Genomic DNA, 22,990 nt, shown 5'->3' with positions numbered 1-22,990 from the left:
ATTGAGTTGCGTATTAAAACGAATGTTGTGGCTTTTAGCTGGTGTTCTGGCGGCGCTGTTATGTCTATTTTTTCTCCCGTTAGGGAATGTATCAGTTGCATTGTGGTTGGCTGCGATCTTGATGGTAACGGTGATTGCCTGGTGGTGGGTGGGATGTACCACACTTGAAATATCCCATCAGGCCAGTATTTGCCGTTTGATGGCGGCATTACCTGCTGCTTCGTGGCGCCAGCCTGTGGTGCTAACCTGCGGAGATAGCGTGGCAACCCTGTTTGCGGAAGAACCGGTACGCTTCACGCCACAGGGCTGTTTTATCTGTGTGCCGAAACAAAGTGAGATGAGTACGCTGGTAGAAGCGATTATTGCAGCCAGACCTGATTGGTGTAGCCAGATCAGCGTGTTATTAACACTCTTTCCTGAACAGCAATGGGATCACGCGGTGATGGCGGCAAAGATCAGGGAACTTCGCTATCAGGTTGATCGTGTTACTCAGCTGACCGCTTGTCATACACCAGTATTGATCGCCAGCTATCTTGATGGCGATATTAGCCCGTGGTTCGAGCTACAGGCAGATAGCTCGACAATGACGGTATGGGGAGAAAAACATGCCGCTGTTGGGATGAATATCTGGTTGACCGAAGGAGATGCACAGCAACGCGTCACACGTTTACAACAAGCGATTGTGGCGGCGGCATGGCAACGTTGGATGGTAGAAAACATCTTGAACGAATGTCGATCCCTGGAGCTGGCCAGTCGGCCTTGTTACCCGATAGCAATGGCGCTGACGTTTTTGCCACAAACGCCACAGGCAGACAGCTTATGGACGAAATGGCTGGTCGATCGTACCACTTTACCCCGCATTAGCCACAGCATTGCTGAGGCGGTGAACTTATCGCCGTTTCCCAATGCTATGTTACGCCTGTTGCCACATCATGTTGGCCATACACCGCACCGACGAACGGTCATCTGGGGCATCGGCCTACTGAGCGGGTTTGTTTGTCTGGCGTTGGCCTCCAGTGTCTGGAACAACTTGCGCCTGTTACGCCAGATACGCAGTGATTTACAGCATTATCAGGTAGTTGACGTGAAAGATAGCGACGCAAAAGTTCAGGCTTACCATCAACTTAAGCTCGATGCGACGTTGCTGGAAAAATATCAACGTGATGGCGAGCCGGTGCGTTTAGGGTTAGGGCTCTATTTAGGTGATCGCCTTTATACGCCATTGATGGCTGTGATCAACCATGCGGTGTTACCGGTATCTTCGCCTCCTGTACCGAAGAGTGGCAAGCCGTTGCCACAGACATTGAACCTGAGCAGCATGTCACTGTTTGACGTTGGACAGTCACGTCTTAAGCCAGAAGCGGCCAAAGTGCTGGTGAACGCATTGATCGAGATTAAAGCTAAACCGGGCTGGATGGTGGTGATAACGGGTCATACTGATTCAACCGGTGATGCTGCAAAAAACCGCGTACTGTCGCTGGCGCGGGCAAAAGCAGTACGAGATTGGATATTACAAACCAGTGATGTATCGCCGACTTGCTTTGTCATAAAAGGTGAAGGTGCAACGCGGCCGATCGCTACCAATACAACCGCAGCGGGGCGTGCTGTCAATCGTAGGGTTGAAATCAGTCTGATGCCGCCGAGGGTGGTCGCCTGCCAACGACCAGAAAATCACTTGGGCTGATGAAGACGTCAACACCATTCACTCTGATGTTTGGCATGAACGGAATCAGACTTAACACGCTAACAGACTGCCATACGCGGGTATGGCAACTCTTTTAATTCAGTGGATGAAGTGTTTGTTAAACGTAAAACTGGCCGGGATAACCTCGCCAGACAGATAAATTTTTACCTGAGAATGGGGGCATTTCAAACAACAAGCGACGGGTAAGCATTCGTTAGGCGATAGCTATGGCGAAATACTGCTCACTTGTTGAATGTAGCCTAACTTCTCAATGACAACTGGGACTTTAATATGGATACCGTATTTACTGCACTATTATGCCGCTTAAACTCCTATTGTGCGCGGGCATTGGAAGCTGCCGCTGCATTTTGCCAGACACGGGCACATGCTGAAATCACGGTGGAACACTGGTTACTCAAGCTGCTTGAGGGCGGCGAAGGCGATATTACGGTGATTGCTCGACGTTATGAGTGGGATATGGATGTGTTATGGCAGTCGTTGCTGACTACAATTAACCGTTTGCCACATAGCATCAATCAACGCCCGCGGTTATCAAGCGACCTGTGTAGTTTGTTACAGGTTGCCTGGTGTGTTGCTTCTCTGGAAGAGGGTAATGAATCTATTCGCTCGGTGCATCTTTTGCAGGTGCTGCGCGGCCAACCGGCTTGGTTACGTATTCACCATACCTGGCCGTTACTCAACTTGAATGTGACGCAACTACAACGTTTGCGCCCGTTGCTGGATCAACAATCGGACGAGCGCCCGGAGATGGAGATAGCGGCGTGTCTGACGGCGGATGGATCAATCGCTGAAATTGAGGATAGCGACACAGATAAATATGCGCTTAATTCTCAGCCATTATCATCGGCTTTGCAGAACGTATTGGACAAATTTACGCTGGATATCACAGCCAGAGCCGCTGAGGGGGGATATTGATCGCGGCTTTATGCGCGACGGTGAGGGGCGCGAGATCGATTTTCGTCATACCGTAATCTTAATGATCTCTAATTTGGGCAGTGATCAACTGATGGCGTTATTGGCACAACAGCCTGATGCTCCGAACGCCGCATTGCATGAGCTGTTACATCCGATGTTTCGCGCCCGTCAGCTTCAGGCGAGTAAAACCGTGCTGCCGGGCCATGCCCATTACCGGCTTGAAGTCCGGCGCTGCACTCCCTTGCAGGCTATGGGAGTTTTTGTTCGCCACCCGAAGGTGATCCTTGCAGGCGATAGGAGCATCAAGATAACAAGAAAGGTATTAACAATTACGTCAGAAGCGGTCAAACTTTTGCCTTATGCGACCCTTCATTTTTCACTGAGTACATCCAACCAATTCGAACACCTATCATACCTATTACACTTAATATGTTAACTCAGCAATTCATCTTTAGTTTCTGTGAAACGTGATTTTATTTTCATAAGATTTACCCGAACGTTATGGTTCCTGGAAGACCGTCTATAACCGCTTTAATCGGTGGTCAAAATCAGGAATAATTAATCTCATTTTCAATAAGTTATTGTCAATACTGGATGAGCAAGATTTAGTTGATTGGTCAGCCATATCACTGGATGGCAGTAACATTCGTGCGGCACATTGTGCGGCTGGCGCCCAAAAAAACATCCCGATATCACCGGAGACCATGGCCTAGGTCGCTCTCAGGGGGGTTATGGTTCCAAAATCCATCTGGCGGTCGATGGAAAAGGACACCCACTGAATGTGGTACTCAGTGCCGGTCAATGTCACGAAAGTCAATATGCAATACGCCTGCTGGATGGTCTGGGTATTCAGCGTAAAAACGGTTTTATGAAACGGCGTTCAAAAGCGGTGATTGCTGATAAAGGTTACGCCAGCCACTCATTACGCAACCGGTTAAAACGTCAGGGAATAAAAGTGATAATTCCCTATAAATCAAACGAAAAAGCCCGAACAGATGGACGGGTTAAATTCGACCATGAAACCTATCGAAGAAGAAATGTTGTAGAAAGAGGTTTAGGTCGACTCAAAGAGTATCGTCGCATTGGCACACGTTATGAAAAAACCGCAAGAAACTGTATAGCTATGGTGAAATTAGGCTGTATCCGTTTATTTCTTAAGACGATTATTTAATTGAGGGACACTGCCTAGTATATTTTCTGTTTTTTTCACTGTCATTCATCGCCTTAGCAGCTTCCATAATACTGTAATTTTGGTCAAGGAGTGACTGGGCAGATTCCCGTTTGAATTCAGGGATAAAACTTCTTTTCATCATGTCACCTGTTTGATTGTTGAAGTGAAAATATCACCTTTATTACGGTGACCAAAATTACTGTGCCACATCAGTATGGTGACTGTCTTTGTAGATAAAATAATAAAATCCGCGTGAATATAATAAATATCCGGTAAGGATTTTTATTAATAAGCGAATTATTTGTTATAAAATTAAGATCTAAGCTATGCTTATAAAGAATGTTGGTAAATTATGATCTATATATTTGATTCCTTTTAATAACGTTGTTGGAATATATTTCTTGATTATATTCAATATAACCAAAAGTTATATTCTATAGAGGAATCAGACATACATTAAACTGTCACATAAGCCAGCTGGTGATTAACTTTGGCATATCACTGGTTTTAAACGGTTTGACATACTGATGGTAAGAGCACGTGCTTGGAATATGTCTCGTCGCCAACAATCGGGTTAATTAGGCGTATAAGTTTGTTTGGGTAATGGGTGATGAAAGCTTTCAGGTTTCTCTATGTTGTACTTTGCCCCTCCTATTCTATTGTCATTCTATGAAAATATAACCTAACGGTTAATCCATAACATCATGGTTTTCAACCTTTTTTAAATACGGTGATTATTGCTGAACATTTATTTTATTCTCTGATTAGCCAGAAAATATGAATTTGTATAGTGAAATTATAAAGTAATCTGGTATTATAATTTTTTGCAAATGTAACACCGGTATATTATTGATTTTTACGTGAAGCGGTTAATATTTTTCGTAAATGCTGACAAAAACTGTCACTAGTTTATGAATAATGCTTGTTAGGGGTAATCGTGTTTTTCCGTGAATAGCAATAATATATACCCTATGGATTTCAAGATGCATTGCGACGGCAAGGGAGTGAATCCCCGGGAGCATAGGTAACTATGTGACTGGGGTGAGCGAGTGCAGCCAACAAAGAGGCAACTTGGAAGATAACGGGTATAAATAACGATAGGAATAGTTCAGATGAAATATGCCTTTATTACCGGCGCGACAGGAGATATTGGTTTCGCAATTACAGAAAGATTATCTGAGGATGGTTTTGAACCAATATTATTATCGCGTACTCCTGAGCGTCTTGATAGTGCAATTGGCAAGTTACGCAATAAATATGGTAGTCAATTTGCAAAGAAAATAGTTTGTGATGTCTCTAATCATGAAGATGTTAAAAAAGCGTTTGACCAACTGGAGCTTGAAGATAATAAGCTGACAGTACTTGTGAATTGCGCTGGAATTTCTGGTGGAGGTATTACTGCTGAAATAAGCCCACAAACTTGGCAAAATGTCATAAATGTTAATTTAAATGGCACTTATTTTGTTATACATGAAGTTTTGACAAGAAAATTAATGTTATCTGGCGGCAGAATTATCAATATTGCCTCAACCGGTGGGAAACAAGGTGTTATTCATGGTGCGCCTTATTCTGCTTCTAAGCATGGTGTTGTCGGCCTGACTAAATCCCTGGGGCTTGAATTAGCACGCAATGGTTCAGGTGTTACGGTTAACGCAGTTTGTCCTGGGTTTGTTGAGAGTGAAATGGCGGAACGTGTTAGAGAACATTACGCCAGAATTTGGGGCACTGATGTAGCAGAGGCGAAAAGAAGGGTAGAAGAGCGTGTTCCTATCGGAAGATATGTTGAACCTAATGAAGTGGCTGAAATGGTTGCTTATCTTGCATCCCCTCTCGCCGGGGCTGTAACCGCTCAAGCACTTAATGTGTGTGGTGGGTTAGGTAATTACTAATTATGGGCGGTATTTCTTTATCATCTGATTTTTTTGATCTTTGGATTATAAAAATCGACGATATTGATTTAGTGTCTATTGAACAGTTAATTCACCGTTCTGATATAGTTCGCCATAATCAAATTTGTTTAGCGGATAGAAGAAAAAAATTTATATTTAGACGGGCTGCATTACGTTATGTTTTAAGTCAATATTTATCTGATTATGAAATCATAACGAATGATAATGGTAAACCTTATATATCCACGGAGCAAGACTTCAAATATTATTTTTCACTGAGCGCTTCAGGAAACTATTGTGCCATCGGTTTTAGCTCAAGTGAAATAGGTGTTGATATTGAAGTCACTCCTTCTAAGATAAAATTTTCTGAAATTATTGAACGTTTTATTAAGGATAGGGAGTTGGAATATATGAAAGGTGTAATGTTAAAGCAACGATTAGGAGTTAGTCCCGGATTTCAGAATTATTATCATTTAATGACATTATACTATTGGGTTAGACTTGAAGCATATATTAAATTATTTGCTTCGACTTTACATGAGAAATTATTGGCTAATAACCCTGATTCTGTTAAAGATATGAAAGAATTAGAGGCGAACACGTTATTGATTCATCATCAGCAATTTGTTTGTGCCTTATCTCAAAAGAAGGTAATTTCTACACCAAATATCAAGGAAATAAACTATTCCGACATTATAAGGAACAAAGATGAGTAATATTATTGACTTAAGTGTTCCTATAGACTGTGATTTTTGGGAACCTGAGAAAGTAACCAGGGGAATCGTTGATCATAAAGAAGGAGCCAATAAATTAGGTGAGAGTTATTTGTATTTCCATACCAGTTCATGGTGGAAAAGAGCCTTTGTAAAACTGTTTAAACGTAAAAAGTTGATCATTGATCACAATGATTTTCCTGATGGTATGGGATTATCACTGATGTATTATCAATTGACCACGCATACCGGAACGCATATTGATGCTCCTTATCATTATGGGTGGCATGAAGGGCAAGATCAGCCAGCAACAATTACTGATATTCCTTTGGATTGGTTTTATAGTCATGGTGTGTTACTCGATTTTAGTCATGATAATCAATCAATTGATAAGCAATCTGTAGAAAGTCAATTAAAAAAAATTAATTATAAAATAAAAGAAAATGATATTGTCCTTATCAATACCGGAGCTGATAAACTTATGGGGGCAAAATCCTATTTTACTCACTATAGAGCGATTGAAAGTAGCGCTGTTCAATGGTTAGTAGAGCAAGGGGTAAAGATTATTGGGACAGATGCATTTAGCTTTGATCGGCCATTTATAGAGATGATTAACGACTATAAGAAAACTGGGAATAAAGATTGCTTATGGCCATCTCATTTTATCGGACGGGATTATCCTTACTTACAGATAGAACGGCTTTGTAATTTAACCAGTATTCCTAAACCTTATGGGTTTAAAGTGTGCTGCTTTCCAATAAAATTAGAGAAAGCAGATGCTTCATGGAGTCGAGTGGTTGCAATATTATAATAATATATAACTATATGATAGGACGGGGAAATATGAGCAGAAAAGAGACTTCAAGATCATACAATTAAATCTAATGTCCAATATGCCTGAGCATGTCTTAGATATTTAAAAGAAGGTGCTTAAGGTATGAGTTGTGTATTGCATGATTTATTTGTATCGAATCCACAAAGATACAGCTCAGTGTAAATTAATGACTAGAGGTAGAGTAGATACGCCGTTTGATCGAAAATTCCCATGATCAAGGCGATATATAAGATATAAGTTAGCAAAAGATATATTATCTTGGCTATGTTGTTTGGTTATATTGTACTGTACTGTGAGCGGGTATGTCGGCTCTATGATAATAAATTTGTCATCTCCTTTCTGGATGATTTTTAAGAATAAATTGAGATATTAATAAAAAGCTTAATTATTCTATCCATGTGCAGAGCGAAGGGAGTTAACTTAGTTTGGTTTAGACTGGAGTATTCATATTATTCTTGCAGCTTAAATAGATGAAAGAACAGTGAAGAACCAAATAAGTATTTAAATAGAGTGATGATTTGGTGCTTATTTTAAAGAATTTTGGTTAGGAGATGAAAATCAAATATATATGACAAATATGATTTTATAGATAAATAAAGTAGTTTAATATCATTACTTACAGATAATGATTTTCTTAAATGAAAATGGGTAACTTTTATATTAATAAAACTTGCCTGAGTAAATGTTTATTCTATTTCTATCGAGATAATTATTGTGATAATAAATAACAGAAATGAATCTCAACCACGTAGAGTTGTGGTGACAGGGCTAGGTGTTGTTGCACCGACAGGTGTTGGCGTTAATGAATTTTGGAACAATATTCATAACGGGAAATCGGGAGTGAGTAAATATGAGTGGGGAAGAGAAAAATTTGGCTTTAAAAGCGGAGCAATAGGACAAGTTTACGGTAGTGATGGCAATAACAAAGAATTTGTTCTGAAAAGTGAGCGTAAATATCTTCAGTTTGCGCTAGAAGCCTCTGAGATGGCAATGCAAGATGCAAACTTAAAACCCTCAGACATTGATGGCCGGCGTTTTGGTGTTGCGATAGCAACAGCGATTGCCGATGCTGCGGGAATGGAAGAGTGTTTACTCAGGATCACTAAAGGGGGCAAAGAGAATATTCACCCTGATTTAATTAAATCAGAAGATTATGACAGCTTTGATTTCAGCTCTGCCGCAACTTCTGTTGCGAAAAAATATGGTGCGTCTATGTCCGTCAGTAACATATCAACCGGATGCGCGGCAGGACTTGATGCATTGGGCATTGCGATGGAGCATATCCGTTATGGCAGAGCGGATATTATGCTGGCTGGCGCAAGTGAAGCGCCACTTTGTCCACTCTCTATCGGCTCTTTTGAAGCTTTAGGGGCACTATCATCAAGAGAGTTGGAAAATCAGCAAGCAGCGACTTGCCCTTTTTCCCTTGAGCGGGATGGATTTGTGATTGCTGAGGGGTGTGGAATATTAATTTTAGAGTCTTATGAACACGCTAAGCAGCGTGGAGCACATATCTATGCTGAATTAGCAGGGTATGCATCCGTCAATAATGCTTATCATATGACTGACTTACCCGCGGATGGAATGGCAATGGCACGATGTATTGATATGGCGTTGAAGGATGCCCAGATATCGCCATCAACGGTAAATTATATTAGTGCTCATGGTAGCTCTACAGCGCAAAATGATATTAACGAATCAAATGCGATTAAGTTTGTTCTGGGAGAAAGTGCATTTGATATTCCAATTAACTCATTAAAGTCAATGACAGGTCATGCTTTAGCTGCCGCTAATGCGATAGAGTCTGTAGCATTATGTCTTGAAATAGAAAAGCAGTATGTTCACCCAACAATTAATTATCAAACGCCGGATCCTAATTGCGATTTAGATTATATTCCTAATCAAGGTTGCTCATATCCAATTAAGACCGCGTTAAAATTATCAAGTGGTTTTTCTGGTATTCACAGTGTTATTGTTATGAGGGCAGTAGACAATGCGTAAAAGAGTTGTCGTTACCGGTGTTGGTGCGATACATCCTGATGGCGATGATGTCACCGCTATAAAATCAAAAGTCATTCAGAAGTTATTGGGCCAAGAATCGAAAAATAATACGACCGCAAGTTCTGTAATAAGAACATTGAGTGATTTCGATGGCGCGAAATATATCAATAACCGCTTAAGACGTAAAATTGATGAATTTTCGGTTTATGGTATCGTCGCCGTTGAAATGGCATTAAAAGCGAGTAGATTGGATGTAGATAAGCTTGATCCTAATCGCGTTGGAATATATGTCGGAAACTGTTTTGGTGGATGGCAACATATTGAGGATGAAGTTAAAGCGCTCCATATTGAAGGCATAAAGGGAATGGGACCTTATGTTGCCACGGCATGGTTCCCTGCGGCACTTCAAGGGCAATTGTCACTGCTTTATGGTTTTAGTGCGCAATCTAAGACGTTTTCTACCTCCGATGTGGCAGGGATGCAAGCAATAGGCTATGCGGCGGAAGCAATTTCTAATGGTGTTGCGGAAGTGATGTTATGTGGTGCGTCGGAACATCTTTCCAGCCCATTAGTTAAAAATTTACTGGAGAAAACGTCAAACCAGAAACACTCTGAGGTTTTTGGCGAAAAACGGCCAGGAGATTTTTCGGAGGGCGCGGCATTTCTGGTGCTGGAAGAGAGACAACACGCTTTAGAGCGTGGTGCTTCGATATTGTGTGAATTAACTGGTTTTGTTGATTATTTTGCACCTGATAAAAATACAAGAAATAATACCTTAGAATATACCGCTGAACTATTCAACCATAATGAGAATGCTGTGTTTATTATGGATGGAATATATGATGATGAAAAAGAAATAACGAGTAAGGCTTTCTCAAATAAAGAGATAAAAACATCATTTATAAATCTGAGGCCTTATTTGAATAATCAATTTTCAGTTAGTGGCGTGATTGATTCAGTCCTGGCGTCATCATTCTTGTCAGAAAGTCATGGGGATGGGGAACAACAATCTAATAAAATTAATGAGTTTTCAAATGCTAACCAAATAATAATTCAGCGTTTCAGTAACCAAGGTCATGTATGTGCGTTGAGTTTTTCAGCTATTTAATCTCTAAAATATGTAATTACGCGAGGAAAAATATATGAATAATAATCCAGAAGTAAAAATAAAAACGATTTTGTCTCTTTTTCTTAACATTAATATTGATGATTTCAATATGGATGTAAACCTTGCTGATGCCTATGATATGGATTCCACGGAATTAGCTGATTTGGCAAAAGAGATTGAGAAAGAGTTCGGTATTTCCGTGACGAAAAGTCAATTCAGTCATTGGGAAACAGGAAGAGCGGTTCTTGATTTCGTCTCATCAAGTTTAAATGATAAAAATTAACTGCTAATTAAAGGGAAACAGAAATGAAACTAATCTCTATGTTGTTACATTCAGGGCGTGATAACTTACATCATGATTGTATTATCACTAAGGATTATCACTATACAAGAAAAGAGGTAATATCTTCTGTTTCCCATTTAATTGATGATTTACTTAGTCGAGGAGTTAAAAAAGGTAATAAAGTCATTGTTATATTTGAACATGATGAATTAGGTATTTTCTTTTTAGCTGCGGCTAGTGCTATGGGGCTGCATTTATTAATGCCCTATAATTTATCATCAGCGACAATCGATGAATGGATTAATTTTACCAATGAAGTGAAATACGATTTTGTGGTTTACCTTAAAAAAGATAAACATTTTGTTGGAAGATTAAAAGAAAACAACATTAATGTGATTGATATTTCAGATCATAAGATCCGGGTCAGTGATGGTATCGCGGAAACTCCAATGATAACTTATTCTCCGCAATCTATTGCTAACTTTATTGTCCTGTTCACCAGTGGAAGTACAGGTAAACCGAAAGCCATTAGTATTTCAGAATCATTAGTATGTCGACGAATTTATTCGGTGACAGAGAAATTAAAGTTTACTCAAGATGCTAAAATATTCATGTCAGGTTTGTTGAATAATACAACGGGAGTGATTTTTTCTTTCGGTTCATTATTACATCAATCAACACTTTTTATACCGGAAGACAGAAATGTAGAGAGATGGCCTGATTATCTTGCTCGCAATAAAATAACTCATATTATGTTACGCCCAGAATCGATGAAGTTATTCGTTAAATCAACCGCAGAACATAATATCGATCTCTCTGACTTACAGGTTGTTGCTTATGGTGCCGCAGCTATGCCGCCTAGCGTACTGGAGAAAGGGCGTCAATTAATTGGCTGTGAATGGATGCAGGGATATGGGTTAAGTGAAACTTATGGTCCTTTCTGTTGGGTAGATGAGCAAGATCATCTTGATAAAAGATATCTCAATTCAATTTATTGTGTTGGCAAAATTGATAATACATTGGAGGTAGCGGTTAAACCTATTATAGGCTCATCTGATAATATTGGAGAAATTATAATAAGGGGTGAAAGTATTATGGAAGGATATTATGACGTCCTTTCTGGAGAAATAACGCCTCCTGATGAGTGGTTTTCCACCGGTGATCTCGGTTATATAGATGAAGAGGGGTATTTAATTTTAAAAGGACGTAAGCAAAATACTTTTATGAGTGCTAACGGACATAGAATTTATCCTGAAGAAGTTGAATCTATTTTATCCCGGATACCCAATGTGAATGTGGCTACGGTTGTTGGTTTTTCTTTCCATGAAAATGGTGTTGCTATTGATCAACCGGTTGCCTGTATGAGTGGCGAGATATCGAAGAAATCATTACCTGAAATTGAAGATATTATTTCATCATTTTTAAGTCGTAAATTAAGTCGGGAAAAGTGGCCGGACTGGTTCTATGTTACTGATGAATACTTTCCAAAGAGCCATAATGATAAGATATTGAAAGCAGAGTTAATTAAGTCAATCGATCCTAAAAAACTATTTACATTGAGGAATCAATAATGAATTATGTAGAATCACATTCAATTATTTGTAATGCTCAGGTAGAAAATGTATATCAAATCATTTTAAATTCTGACAAATGGCCGGAAATATTTGAGCCTTGCCAGGAAGTAAAAGCTCTCTTTAGGGATAACGAGGGTGAAAAAATAGAGGTCAAAGCTTTACTTAACGATATTTTAATGCAATGGGAATCAAATCGTAAATTTTATCCAGAAACATTCAGTATAAAATCAAAACTGAATCCCCCAATGACATTAGTTAAAGAAATGGAAACGTCATGGCGCGTGGTTAAAATCAATTCTCAGCAATGTGTGCTGTTGTTGGAGCATTTATATGATCTTGAGTCTGAAATAGCCGGGTTAATTGATGGTGTTGAAACAATAGAGCAGGCGCACCAATTTATTAGTAAAGCTATTGATACTAATTCAGTTAAAGAGCTCAATAATATAAAAAATATCGTCGAATCAACAGAGGGCGTGGGAAAAGTATTAAAAGGAACGATTACTCACTCAGTCGTATGTGAGGCGCCGGCACAGCAGGTTTATACTTTGGTTAAAGATGTCTCTTGTTGGACAGATATTTTTTCATTCTGTGATGGTGCAGAAGTTTTAAAGAGATCAGGTAACGAAGAATTGGTTGAAATCAAAGCAAAACAAAATAATAAAGCAGTAAGTTGGCAAACGCAGCGATATTATTTTGATGCTATTTACCGGATTGATTATGTTATGCCTACACCGATGCCATTATTAAAAACAATGAATGGCAGATGGCAAATCATTCCTATTAATGATCAACGCTGTATTCTAACAGTACAAAGGAACTGGGGTTTATTGGAAGATGTCAGTGGTATCGTTGATGGTGTTGATAATCATGACCAGGCTAATTCCTTTATTATCTCATTTATCAATGATAATACTCGAATGGAGATGGATAGTATAAAAAGCCAGGTAGAAAGTCATAAAAAATCAAATTTATTAACTTTTACTGCGGGATATTATATTCCTCACCAGGTTGATGATGTTTATAAGATCTTTTTAAATATCGATGACTGGAGCAAGATATTACCGCATTGTGATTCAGTAAAAGTTATTTATAATGATGATAAACATCAAGAATTTAATATGGAAGTATCAACACCAAATGGAAATGAGACTTTCCGTAGTATACGATTCTGTGATGCGGATAATTTATTGATTGAATATTTTCAACCAGAGCCGCCTTTAGTATTAAAGTCCCATAGTGGCTCATGGCGTATATTAAGTAAAGGAAGTGGTTCGTTCATTGTTTCTAGTCATGATGTTGAGTTAAATCATGATTTATGTGCAGTTAAATTTGGTACGGAAGATAAAGTGAAACAACAAGAGATAGTAAAAAATGCTATTTCAGAAAATAGTGAGAAAATGGTTTTTGCTTGCAAAGAGTGGTTAGACACTCGTATTTAGTAAATCAAAGGAAAATAAGATGAATAATAAAAATAAACCCAATAGAATTTCGCCAGAACTTCTTGCTACTTGTGGTTATTTTATGCCAAGACTATTTTTCCTAAATTCTCAATATGCTCCCCAAGTTCATTGGGGAGATGTTGTTGCGGCATTGAGTCATTTTCCGGTGGGAAACTTAGACTTATCCTCTGAAGAGTTTTGGTATGAATGGATGATTAATTGGTCAAAAGTGGGTGATAGCTATATTAATATCGCTAACTCGGCTAAGAGTGAAGTCAGTCATGTTCGTGCTTTGAGGAGTGCCGCTGCCTGTTATCATTGGGCAGAATTTATGTATTTTAGTGATAGGAGTAGAAAGATACAGCTCAGAGAGTATATTCGTTCATGTTTTTTATCTAGTATAAAATATAGTGATTTGCTGGTTGAGCACCAATATATTGTCGTCGATAAATTTCATATGCCGTTCTTCCTTATATTCCCTAAAGGGTATAAAGAAGAAGAGAATCATCCTTTGCCTTGTGTTATTTTATCCAATGGATTGGATTCAATGACTGAAATTGAAATATTATCTTTGGCCGAGTTTTTCTTAGGGAAAAATATGGCGGTAGCTATATTTGATGGACCAGGACAGGGAATAAATCTTGGAAAATCGCCAATAGCTATCGATATGGAATTATATATTAGTTCTATAGTTAAATTATTAGAAGATGATACCAGAATTAATAGTGATCTTCTTTGTTTCTTAGGAATTAGTTTTGGTGGTTATTTTGCTCTACGCGTTGCGCAAAGAATTGGCGATAAATTTTGTTGTATCGTCAATTTATCCGGTGGGCCTGAAATAGCAGAGTTTGATAAGTTGCCAAGAAGGCTTAAAGAAGATTTCCAGTTTGCATTTATGCAAGATAATAGTCGTATGCAGTCTATTTTTGACGAAATTAAATTGGATATCTCTTTACCTTGTAAAACCAAGGTTTTTACTGTTCATGGTGAGTTAGATGATATATTTCCGATCGATAAAGTGAAAAAATTAGATCAATTATGGGGTGATAATCATAAGTTATTATGTTATGAATCAGAGGCTCATGTTTGCTTAAATAAAATAAACGAATATATGATACAAGTTTCAGATTGGGTTAGTGAACAATTTTGGCTAAATGGCTATAAAAAAGGCTAACTTGAAAGATAACAGGTATAACTGCCTATTCCATTAGAACTCATTATTGTGGACTATTATTTTGTAAGTTAATAGTGAATGTAGACAGCATGCAAGAATCATTGTGTATATATAGTATATGAGAATGAGTTGCATTTCTTCTTATTTGAGATGTACTAACATGTATTTAAAAGTTAACATTTTTTTTTAAGTATTGTCTTGGTTCACTCTTTTTATAAAAAATGGGAAATGAAATAGTCTAATGGGATGGGCGTTAAATAGGGTTAAAGTATGAACATCAGGCTGTGAATAACTGTTCTTATATAGAGTTATAAAAATTTTCACAGATTCATTAGATTATCCAGATGATTATTATTGACAGAAAAAATAATTATCAAATCTAAAACATAAAGTTATTAACCAACTGAGGTATTGTTATGGGTAAATATTGGTTTTGCCTTTATCTTTAGTAAACACAATAGTGTGCTTATGTTATATTATCGGTTGATATTAATAATCTGATATTAAAAATAAATTAAAGATAAGCTAAGGATTATTTATCTTGTCTAAAGAAATTTATTTTTTCAACAGAAGTTAAGGTTAGACCTATTTGGGTATGCCTTTTAGTTCCGCTGCTCTTTTACATTAGTAATAAAATCAAAACATCTTCCCAGGCATTACGAAGCGATATGTCAGAATAATAAGGCCATACTTTTTCTGCTGAGGTATTAACTGGCAATATGAGAATTGACTTTAATATTTGTGTTTTCTTATATCATTAATACATAGTAAGTTTACTTATGATAAGTTATCTTGTTGAGTGTGAATTTTATTTTTTGTATTAATTAACAGTATATTAAACTTTTAAATATTTGCGCTATGTATGATGTTAGACACTTACTTCAACCTTGTTTCGGCGTAATGCATCGAACATTTATTCTTGACAGATTTTGGTAATTATGTAAGACGGCAATAATATTTTCGTCAATCCTGACAATTGAGGGCTATATTAAATATAGGATTTCGAGTTGATGGTTTTATAGAGAAATCTCGCCATTGTTCCATGATAGATAATTAAGAATAAATAGCTATACCCTATGGATTTCAAGATGCATCGCGACGGCAAGGGAGCGAATCCCCGGGAGCATAGTGAACTATGCGATCGGGGTGAGAGAGCGAAGCCAACAAAGAGGCAACTTGAAAGATAACGGGTATATATTGGGTAACTGGCTAGTAACTCAATACTATTTATTCAGTAAAGCCTTTCCTATTTGATTTTTATTAAAATGAGGAGTACGGAAATGTCAAGAACCGAAAGACTTATAGTATTATTGCAATACTTGAGACAAAGAAGGTATCCTGTCAGTGGTAAATTACTCGCTAGTGATTTAAATGTAAGCTTGCGCACGCTTTATCGAGATATTGCTTTATTAAATAGTCAGGGGGCAAATATAGAGGGTGAACCCGGTTTGGGCTATATATTACGGCCCGGATTCATGTTACCTCCTTTAATGTTTACGATGGATGAAATTGATGCCTTAGTTTTGGGCAATAAGTGGGTTATTGAACAGAATGATGTTGTTTTGGCTAAGTCTGCTCATAGCTTTATATCTAAGATTGCCGCAGTATTGCCTGAAGAACAGCGTGATCAACTATATTATTCGCCAATGTTTGTAAAAACAGAAGGTTACAGCAAAGTTACAAATAATAACTTAATGTTATCTGATATCAGAAGAGCGATATACCATAAATCAAAAATAGTGATAACTTTTCTTGATTTAAATAATACATATACTGTGAAGACGACCTGTCCACTGTCGGTCTTTTTCAATAATGAATTCTTTTTAGTTTCTTGGTGTGAATTCAGTCATAATTTTCTTAAGTTACAAGTAGGAAAAATAGAGAAACTGGAAGTATTGTCTGAAAGATATATACAAGATAGAATATTATTACTAAAAAAATGGAGTGAGAAAGAGGGATTGTCTGATAATAATTTACCCTAAATAAATGATTACGGATGAGTAATTTATATGGGTATTTATCCTATACATGTTTAATTGTTCTTTCTATTAAGTATATAGTTGCAAATATAGAGTAAATTCTGATGATTATCTGGACTTTCTGCTGAGGGTTCGAAAAGTTTAGTGATTTTATTGGGTTTGCTAAAATTCGGTTTTGTTTGCTAAAAATTAGGGGCGAGCCCCTTAAAGGATCGAGTGGACAAGAACGATTATTAGGAAAAATCCGCCCTAGAGTGCCGATTGTGAATGGTAGGATAAATCACTTAATTTGGTAATCTGGGGCAACGAACAACATAGGCGAGCTTGTGATTGAGGATAATAAAGTTCAAGAATTTTCCCAGGGTAAGATTTTAATTCGATTAAACAAAGATCGTGATGCCATCACGATCTTTGTTTTGTCGACTTGCGAGCTTGTCTTTATGTAAGAGTGCTATCGATATTTTCCACATGATGCATTTTTCTTACATAAATAATGAAGTGGAAGAAAAGCTACCATTTCCATGCATCCGGGCTGGTGCCAGTGGGTAATACACTAATGCCAAAATCGCTAATCACAACAGCGACATAGATATCATCGTCATAACAATTTAATTGATATCTTCTCCCTTTTGCCGTCCATTGCCAATAATCATTTTTCCAACTTTCTGGATAGAATTCTTGGATAAGTGAAGCGGTTGCTGGATGTAACCCATCAACATTGAGAGTGCTCGTATTTCCAGAACTGCTCCAAATCACATCACCGATTAAGTTTTCATTGGTAAGATTAATAACGAAAAAATAATGATTATTAATTCCAAGCATTTCACCTTTTTCTTCAGTTTCTCTCATCTTCAACTCCTGGTTAATGGATAAAATGGATGATTATTATAGAAATAACAATAGTTTCTCTGATATTTCTATTTTTATTGTGATAAATGCAATAGCCTAACTAATAATTACCATAGGAATATAACCATAATAAATATATTTTTATTTGATATTGTTTTGTTTGGATGATTTTTATTGATCTGTTAGTTACAGTATTTTATTACTATTCTGGATGGTTTGTTGCCTATGAAATAATTGCATTTATGAATAGTAATCATAAATTATATATACCCTATGGATTTCAAGATGCATCGCGGCGGCAAGGGAGCGAATCCCCGGGAGCATAGAGAACTATGTGACCGGGGTGAGTGAGTGCAGCCAACAAAGAGGCAACTTGAAAGATGACGGGTATATAATGTATTTTTATATTAGCGTAAAAATACAGAATATAAAGTATATCATCATGAATGTTTTACATGAATATTAAGTGAAGGTTAATTGTACATTGGAAAATGGTTTGACTTGATGGTGTTGAAATTCATGAAGTCACTGTTGATTTGTCAGCCATCGGTTGTTCGAAATTTACATTGAAAATATCGAATAAATAAAAGATTCTATCTCTCTTTTTTTATATTTTTTAACAGTTTGTTATCTTGTTTTTTTATTCATGGCAAACATGGTAGGAATGGCATAATCAATATGTCTACGCCTGATCCTGTAATGGGAAAGAATATTTTTAATATTCTTTCCCTGGATGAAGTTATTACGCTACAGAGTATCTACGTGTCATTCTTCTGTAATTTTCTACTCTTCCTGTCATGACATTTTCTATGCCAGACAATATTCCAGAACAATTATGACAAGCAGGGAAATCTTGATTTGTTGCACCAACGAGTCGTTGTGTGAATATGTAGGTCTGACTCAAATGACTTGATATATTTCCTCCATTTTTAGAAAATTCAGTGACCATATAATTTAAGGCTTGTACTTCAGCATGCAGGCCCGCAATACCGGCCATTTTAGGTAAAATGTTTTTGTTTTCCTTAATATGTGCTTTGATCCTCTGTTCAACTAGTGGGTGTAATGCAGAGCCTGATTCTTTATACGCTTTTTGTATACCCGCGATAAATTCTTTTTCATTAGTAACACGATAGCTACCAAGATCCATATTTGGCCTCCAACGTTTGGAGGTTTGAAGTTTATTGGGGTGGTACTGTTCGAAACCGGGCTTCGCTTTTTCGCTGATAAGTTGCACACCAGGGAAGGTATTTTTTGCACCTAAGCTACCACTCAGATTTAAAAATTTATCTTTATAGGTAGTATCATGCATAATACCTGCATGGGCCGCATATCCTTTTAGTTTTGCGTTGGTGTATGTCATTTTTTGGGATTCTTTTATTCTCTGTTTTTGTTTCTGTTTTACTTCATTTGGTGTTTTCGCATCTTGCTCTTGCTGTTTCATTTCCTCTATTTTTTGCTCATTTCTTTCTGTTTCTTTTAATATTTCACCTGTGCTTTTGGTGAAATATTTGTATCTCTGCTCAACTCTTGGATTTTGTTTATACAAAAGTGGTGAAATATCAGGTTTGTTTTGCGCAATGGCTAGATCAAGCCAGTCTAAACTTGAGAGCCCCATATTATCTGCAAGCGTAACTGGGTTATTCATCACCATACAATAGAGATTTAATCCATCGATAGTACCGGCCGGGTCCGCACTTAGCCATCTTCCCACCCACGGCTGATAATACCGATAGCCGTAATAATACAGTCCGGTAGCATCCCGCTCTTTACCAGAATACCGGATCGTTTTGTAACTGGCTTCTGTCTGGTTTCTTGCGGCCCATAGCGCTGTACCGCCAAATGGATAGTACTCTTCTTGACTGATAATTTGCCCATCACTATCTAGTTCAAGCTGACTGGAGCCAATTAGATTGTCATAACTGTAACGTACCTGATTATTGTTGATATTTTCCGGTTTGCCGCTCTCCCAGTGTAGAACCCGCACTTGTGCGCGACCGGCTTCGCCCACTGTAATAATCTGCAACTCTTCCGTTGTGGTAGCACCGTTTTGGGTTGTACGTAGTTCTAATCCTGACAAGTAAACGACTCGTTGTTGCCGGAGGATATTCTGCGTTTGCTGTTCACTGACTTTTAACAGCCGCATCCCGTCGTTGCCATAGCGATACCACTCTATGTCGCTGCCACTGTCGGTGTGGTTATCCCGTTTTACCGGTGTCATCTGTTGTAGTTCACCTCGTGCATTCCAGTTTAGGTTTTGTCCCGGTAGTAATGTCTCCTGATGACCACCTGCCTGAAACAACGCATCCACTTTGGTCGGGTCAGTGGTTAAGGTATTCAGTACCGCACGGTTGCTGCGGTTCGAGACGGTTATGTCTGTGGTGTAGTTGTTTTGGCTCGCGGGTGAGCTATGCCGGATTTGGGTCAGGTTGCCACCAAGGTCATAGGCATAAGTACGGGTGTAATTGGTATAAGTGTTGTTATCGGAAGGTAGTGCTGTAGAGGGGAGATTCTGATTCTGCTGGCCGATATTCGCCATTTCGCGCCCTGTTGCGCTAATAAGCTGATACAGGGAATCGTAGGTATAGATATTCTCTGGCACCATTTTCTGATTGCGCCAGAAGCGGGTCGCTTCTGCATCGTTACGGAGACTGATTATGTTGCCAACCGGATCATATTCATAACGTAAGTCTTGCAAAGCCTTGCTATCGGTTGAACGACGGGTTGTGATACTCATCAGTCGCTGGGTTTCCGGCTCGTAAGTATATTCGGTGATGATACCGTTACCGTGCTCTTCGCGTAGTTTTTGTCCTGCGGCTGAATAGGTTAGGGATTTGATAATCACCTGCTCACTCTGGCCTTTCACGGTTAGCCGACTGCCTTTCAATTGTCCAGCCACATTATAGGCCAGATGCTGGATGTTTCCTTTGGCATCGGTTTGTGTCAATAGAGCACCGGTAGCATCCGTTTTGTTTTCGGTGGTGTATACATCACTACTTAATTTCTTATCCCAGATCTTTTTATCATCCCCGAACCAATCTGCTTCTTGACCATCAACCAGTAGCTGACGGGATTGTGATAAAGCCGCTCCGGTCAGGGAAACTCGATTCAGTTGGGTCGCTCCTGCTGTATCGTAGTGATGTACACACTGACCAGCAAGATTTTGGTCTTTTTCTGCCGATGTGTTTCCAGCCCAGATGAGACGTTCGGGGATATGGGATGCCCTTTCCTCTGGCTCTTGTTCGGTTACGGATAACAGACGACCGGGCAGAGAGTTGTCTTCATATTGTCGGGTCTGCTTGACACCCGTTGCAGTTACAGTCAGGACAAGACGGTTTTCAATATCATGAAAAGTGACAGTATTACCCGCATCGACACTCTCTGTACGTAGGACGTTGCCCGTTAAATCATACTGCCAGAGAAAATTGGGTTTTACCGAGTTATCTTTCTGCCAGGCGTCATACAGGCGTGGGTCAATACTTTGGCGTAGGTGTCCGAGAGCATCATACTGATGACGGGTAATACGGACGTCAGCATTCTCTTCTGCGGTAGCTCGGTGATAACGGATTTCACGGACATCCAGCCCACGGTTATCGTGAACAGTGATAGTGGGGGTATGTTGATAAGTTTTGGGGTTAAAGTTGTTCATAACTTACCTCTTTAGTTGTGTGGAATAAATTTTTGTCTGTTTAGCAGCGGATGAATGCTAAGTTCAGCTTCTCCATGTCATGAGGGTAATCTTTCTTCTGAGATACCAACGATATGCAGGGGGTCAGGAGATAAGCAGGAATAATCTCATTCAGAAGTATGCTGCTCAAAGGTGCTGCTGCAACCGAATAACGGTAACAAGTATAGGCAGACGAGTACAAGTATCGTAAAAAACAGCGCCAGGATCTTTTGCTATTGCTCATAGCTGTTTTTTCTGCCAATAGGTTAATTTGCCAAAAAGGAGAAATAATCTATCCTTATTTAACATATAGTTGCGTACCGGGAAATATTAGTTGGAAGTACGGTTATCTGTTATAAGGGTGAGTTATTTTATTGGTTAAATAATTTTTGATATTTATCTATATATGAAATTTGGATTGGTTAGTCTGGCGTCAATTAATGACGCCAGACTGATCGGGTGTATCGAATTTTCGTGTCAGGTAGACATTATAATGAGGATCACTGACTTAAACTTCATCTTATGTGTCATGATGGAATAAATCCATTGTGTCTATACGGTATCGTAAGATACTTTCTGAATTGAATATTCTAATGCAATAAAACATAATTTATTAAATTTACTGATAATATTGGCCTACCAAATGATTTTATTGGATGATCTAACTTTTCTAAAGCGATATACGATTTTAATTTTCAATTCAATTAAACTGAATAATGTCTGTAGTATAGGTCTTATATTGTTTTGAATGTTTTTACAATGTAATTTTTCATTAAGATATCATTGTGTAAAATATAAATTGTCATAATCATTATACCCAATGGATTTCAAGATGCATCGTGACGGCAAGGGAGTAAATCCCCGGGAGCATAGCAAACTATGTGACTGGGGTGAGCGAGTGCAGACAACAAAGAGGCAACTTGAAAGATAACGGGTATATCTGGTTGTCGATTAAACTCATTAAATAAAAGCCATTTAAAATAATATGGAATTTATATTGCATTTATAAAATAATAAATTTGGTAAATAATGTAATTATTACACGAGTTAATGTAAAATAATGAAATGCATTATAGATTAATTAGTTTTCTATTGTTATTTTTACAATATAAATAATATTATATTGTAATCCTTGATTAAATTGTAAAATAAAGAATGGATATTGTAAGTTATAAATACAAATATTATATTTTTAGTATTATAGATTGGTATTTCATATAAAATTAAGTGTTATATTTTGTATATTTTAGATATTTACAAAATAAAAACTTTTTGTTTTTTATTGAAATATCATTATATATAATGTTGCTTATTAGCAATTCTTATTTTGGTTGTTATTGAAATATTTTATTCTTCCCAGGAGTTATAATGGTTAACAAAGAAATATTAACATGAATGATTAGTAAAATAGGTAAAGTAATTATATAAAAGAAAATTTCTATCATGTGTATAGAAATATGTTTTTTATTTTTAATTTTTTGATGGATTTTTATGTTGATAAAAAAATTGATTGGTATTAGTAATATCAGAAATTGCTTACTTTTAGGTATTGTAAATATCGATAATATAAATGTAGGCCGTTAATTTTTTTCTTATTATGCTGTAAATAATTCTGAAAATTGCTCATCATTGAATAGAAATAGATCATGTGATTTTTTACCCGAAATAGTTTTCTCGTTGAAAATAATAAG

General features: G+C 37.8%; 15 protein-coding genes and 1 pseudogene. 14 read left to right on the top strand and 2 right to left on the bottom strand.

The window, feature by feature from the left end; genetic code table 11:
- Position 1 precedes the first annotated feature (1 nt).
- The 14 genes and pseudogenes from ACGF5R_RS13825 to ACGF5R_RS13760 all read left to right on the top strand — a co-directional run bounded on the left by ACGF5R_RS13825 (position 2) and on the right by ACGF5R_RS13760 (position 16,789).
- Positions 2–1,684, top strand: coding sequence for an OmpA family protein (locus tag ACGF5R_RS13825; protein ID WP_387691317.1), 1,683 nt, complete (start codon positions 2–4; stop codon positions 1,682–1,684).
- A gap of 291 nt (positions 1,685–1,975) precedes the next feature.
- On the top strand, positions 1,976–2,620 hold the full coding sequence (locus ACGF5R_RS13820) for a hypothetical protein (RefSeq protein WP_387691315.1): 645 nt from the start codon (positions 1,976–1,978) through the stop codon (positions 2,618–2,620).
- A 10-nt stretch (positions 2,621–2,630) separates the two neighbouring features.
- Positions 2,631–3,056 carry a hypothetical protein gene (locus ACGF5R_RS13815; RefSeq protein ID WP_387691313.1) on the top strand — a complete coding sequence of 142 codons (426 nt, stop codon included), beginning with the start codon at positions 2,631–2,633 and terminating at the stop codon, positions 3,054–3,056.
- Between the two features lie 49 nt (positions 3,057–3,105).
- Positions 3,106–3,791, top strand: a pseudogene (locus ACGF5R_RS13810) (IS5 family transposase); the annotation flags it as partial.
- 1,112 nt (positions 3,792–4,903) lie between these two features.
- Complete coding sequence (locus ACGF5R_RS13805) at positions 4,904–5,680, top strand: SDR family oxidoreductase (protein WP_262981229.1); 777 nt, start codon at positions 4,904–4,906, stop codon at positions 5,678–5,680.
- Positions 5,681–5,682: 2 nt separating this feature from the next.
- Positions 5,683–6,396, top strand: a complete 714-nt coding sequence (locus ACGF5R_RS13800) for a 4'-phosphopantetheinyl transferase superfamily protein (RefSeq protein ID WP_112878041.1) — start codon at positions 5,683–5,685, stop codon at positions 6,394–6,396.
- On the top strand, positions 6,389–7,204 hold the full coding sequence (locus ACGF5R_RS13795; RefSeq protein WP_112878040.1) for a cyclase family protein: 816 nt from the start codon (positions 6,389–6,391) through the stop codon (positions 7,202–7,204). The genes ACGF5R_RS13800 and ACGF5R_RS13795 overlap by 8 nt, the downstream gene beginning before the upstream one ends.
- Positions 7,205–7,942: 738 nt before the next feature.
- Complete coding sequence (locus ACGF5R_RS13790) at positions 7,943–9,229, top strand: beta-ketoacyl-[acyl-carrier-protein] synthase family protein (protein ID WP_112878039.1); 1,287 nt, start codon at positions 7,943–7,945, stop codon at positions 9,227–9,229.
- On the top strand, positions 9,222–10,337 hold the full coding sequence (locus ACGF5R_RS13785; protein WP_112878038.1) for a beta-ketoacyl synthase N-terminal-like domain-containing protein: 1,116 nt from the start codon (positions 9,222–9,224) through the stop codon (positions 10,335–10,337). The genes ACGF5R_RS13790 and ACGF5R_RS13785 overlap by 8 nt, the downstream gene beginning before the upstream one ends.
- A gap of 34 nt (positions 10,338–10,371) precedes the next feature.
- On the top strand, positions 10,372–10,620 hold the full coding sequence (locus ACGF5R_RS13780; RefSeq protein ID WP_112878037.1) for an acyl carrier protein: 249 nt from the start codon (positions 10,372–10,374) through the stop codon (positions 10,618–10,620).
- A gap of 23 nt (positions 10,621–10,643) precedes the next feature.
- A complete protein-coding gene (locus tag ACGF5R_RS13775; RefSeq protein WP_387691311.1) occupies positions 10,644–12,191 on the top strand; it encodes a class I adenylate-forming enzyme family protein in 1,548 nt (515 codons plus the stop codon).
- A complete protein-coding gene (locus ACGF5R_RS13770) occupies positions 12,191–13,633 on the top strand; it encodes an SRPBCC family protein (protein ID WP_262981226.1) in 1,443 nt (480 codons plus the stop codon). The genes ACGF5R_RS13775 and ACGF5R_RS13770 overlap by 1 nt, the downstream gene beginning before the upstream one ends.
- Before the next feature lie 19 nt (positions 13,634–13,652).
- Positions 13,653–14,807, top strand: coding sequence for an alpha/beta hydrolase family protein (locus ACGF5R_RS13765; RefSeq protein ID WP_387691308.1), 1,155 nt, complete (start codon positions 13,653–13,655; stop codon positions 14,805–14,807).
- Between the two features lie 1,280 nt (positions 14,808–16,087).
- Positions 16,088–16,789, top strand: coding sequence for a helix-turn-helix transcriptional regulator (locus ACGF5R_RS13760; RefSeq protein ID WP_387691306.1), 702 nt, complete (start codon positions 16,088–16,090; stop codon positions 16,787–16,789).
- Positions 16,790–17,296: 507 nt separating this feature from the next.
- On the opposite strand, the gene ACGF5R_RS13755 is transcribed toward ACGF5R_RS13760, so the two are convergent.
- Entirely contained in the window at positions 17,297–17,635 is a 339-nt protein-coding gene (locus ACGF5R_RS13755; RefSeq protein ID WP_387691304.1) for a hypothetical protein, read from the bottom strand.
- Between the two features lie 742 nt (positions 17,636–18,377).
- Positions 18,378–21,281 carry an RHS repeat-associated core domain-containing protein gene (locus ACGF5R_RS13750; RefSeq protein ID WP_387691302.1) on the bottom strand — a complete coding sequence of 968 codons (2,904 nt, stop codon included), beginning with the start codon at positions 21,279–21,281 and terminating at the stop codon, positions 18,378–18,380.
- Positions 21,282–22,990 lie beyond the last annotated feature (1,709 nt).

Source organism: Photorhabdus sp. RM71S (genome assembly GCF_042879355.1).
Taxonomy (GTDB): Bacteria; Pseudomonadota; Gammaproteobacteria; order Enterobacterales; family Enterobacteriaceae; genus Photorhabdus; species Photorhabdus kayaii.
The sequence above is the reverse complement of the archived record's forward strand: the minus strand, read 5'-3'. Positions and strand labels throughout refer to the sequence as shown.

Excerpts from the sequence above, each read along its gene's own strand:
- ACGF5R_RS13820 (WP_387691315.1), top strand. The coding sequence starts at position 1,976 with ATGGATACCGTATTTACTGCACTATTATGCCGCTTAAACTCCTATTGT.
- ACGF5R_RS13815 (WP_387691313.1), top strand. The coding sequence starts at position 2,631 with ATGCGCGACGGTGAGGGGCGCGAGATCGATTTTCGTCATACCGTAATC.
- ACGF5R_RS13805 (WP_262981229.1), top strand. The coding sequence starts at position 4,904 with ATGAAATATGCCTTTATTACCGGCGCGACAGGAGATATTGGTTTCGCA.
- ACGF5R_RS13800 (WP_112878041.1), top strand. The coding sequence starts at position 5,683 with ATGGGCGGTATTTCTTTATCATCTGATTTTTTTGATCTTTGGATTATA.
- ACGF5R_RS13795 (WP_112878040.1), top strand. The coding sequence starts at position 6,389 with ATGAGTAATATTATTGACTTAAGTGTTCCTATAGACTGTGATTTTTGG.
- ACGF5R_RS13785 (WP_112878038.1), top strand. The coding sequence starts at position 9,222 with ATGCGTAAAAGAGTTGTCGTTACCGGTGTTGGTGCGATACATCCTGAT.
- ACGF5R_RS13780 (WP_112878037.1), top strand. The coding sequence starts at position 10,372 with ATGAATAATAATCCAGAAGTAAAAATAAAAACGATTTTGTCTCTTTTT.
- ACGF5R_RS13775 (WP_387691311.1), top strand. The coding sequence starts at position 10,644 with ATGAAACTAATCTCTATGTTGTTACATTCAGGGCGTGATAACTTACAT.
- ACGF5R_RS13770 (WP_262981226.1), top strand. The coding sequence starts at position 12,191 with ATGAATTATGTAGAATCACATTCAATTATTTGTAATGCTCAGGTAGAA.
- ACGF5R_RS13765 (WP_387691308.1), top strand. The coding sequence starts at position 13,653 with ATGAATAATAAAAATAAACCCAATAGAATTTCGCCAGAACTTCTTGCT.
- ACGF5R_RS13760 (WP_387691306.1), top strand. The coding sequence starts at position 16,088 with ATGTCAAGAACCGAAAGACTTATAGTATTATTGCAATACTTGAGACAA.
- ACGF5R_RS13755 (WP_387691304.1), bottom strand. The coding sequence starts at position 17,635 with ATGAGAGAAACTGAAGAAAAAGGTGAAATGCTTGGAATTAATAATCAT.
- ACGF5R_RS13750 (WP_387691302.1), bottom strand. The coding sequence starts at position 21,281 with ATGAACAACTTTAACCCCAAAACTTATCAACATACCCCCACTATCACT.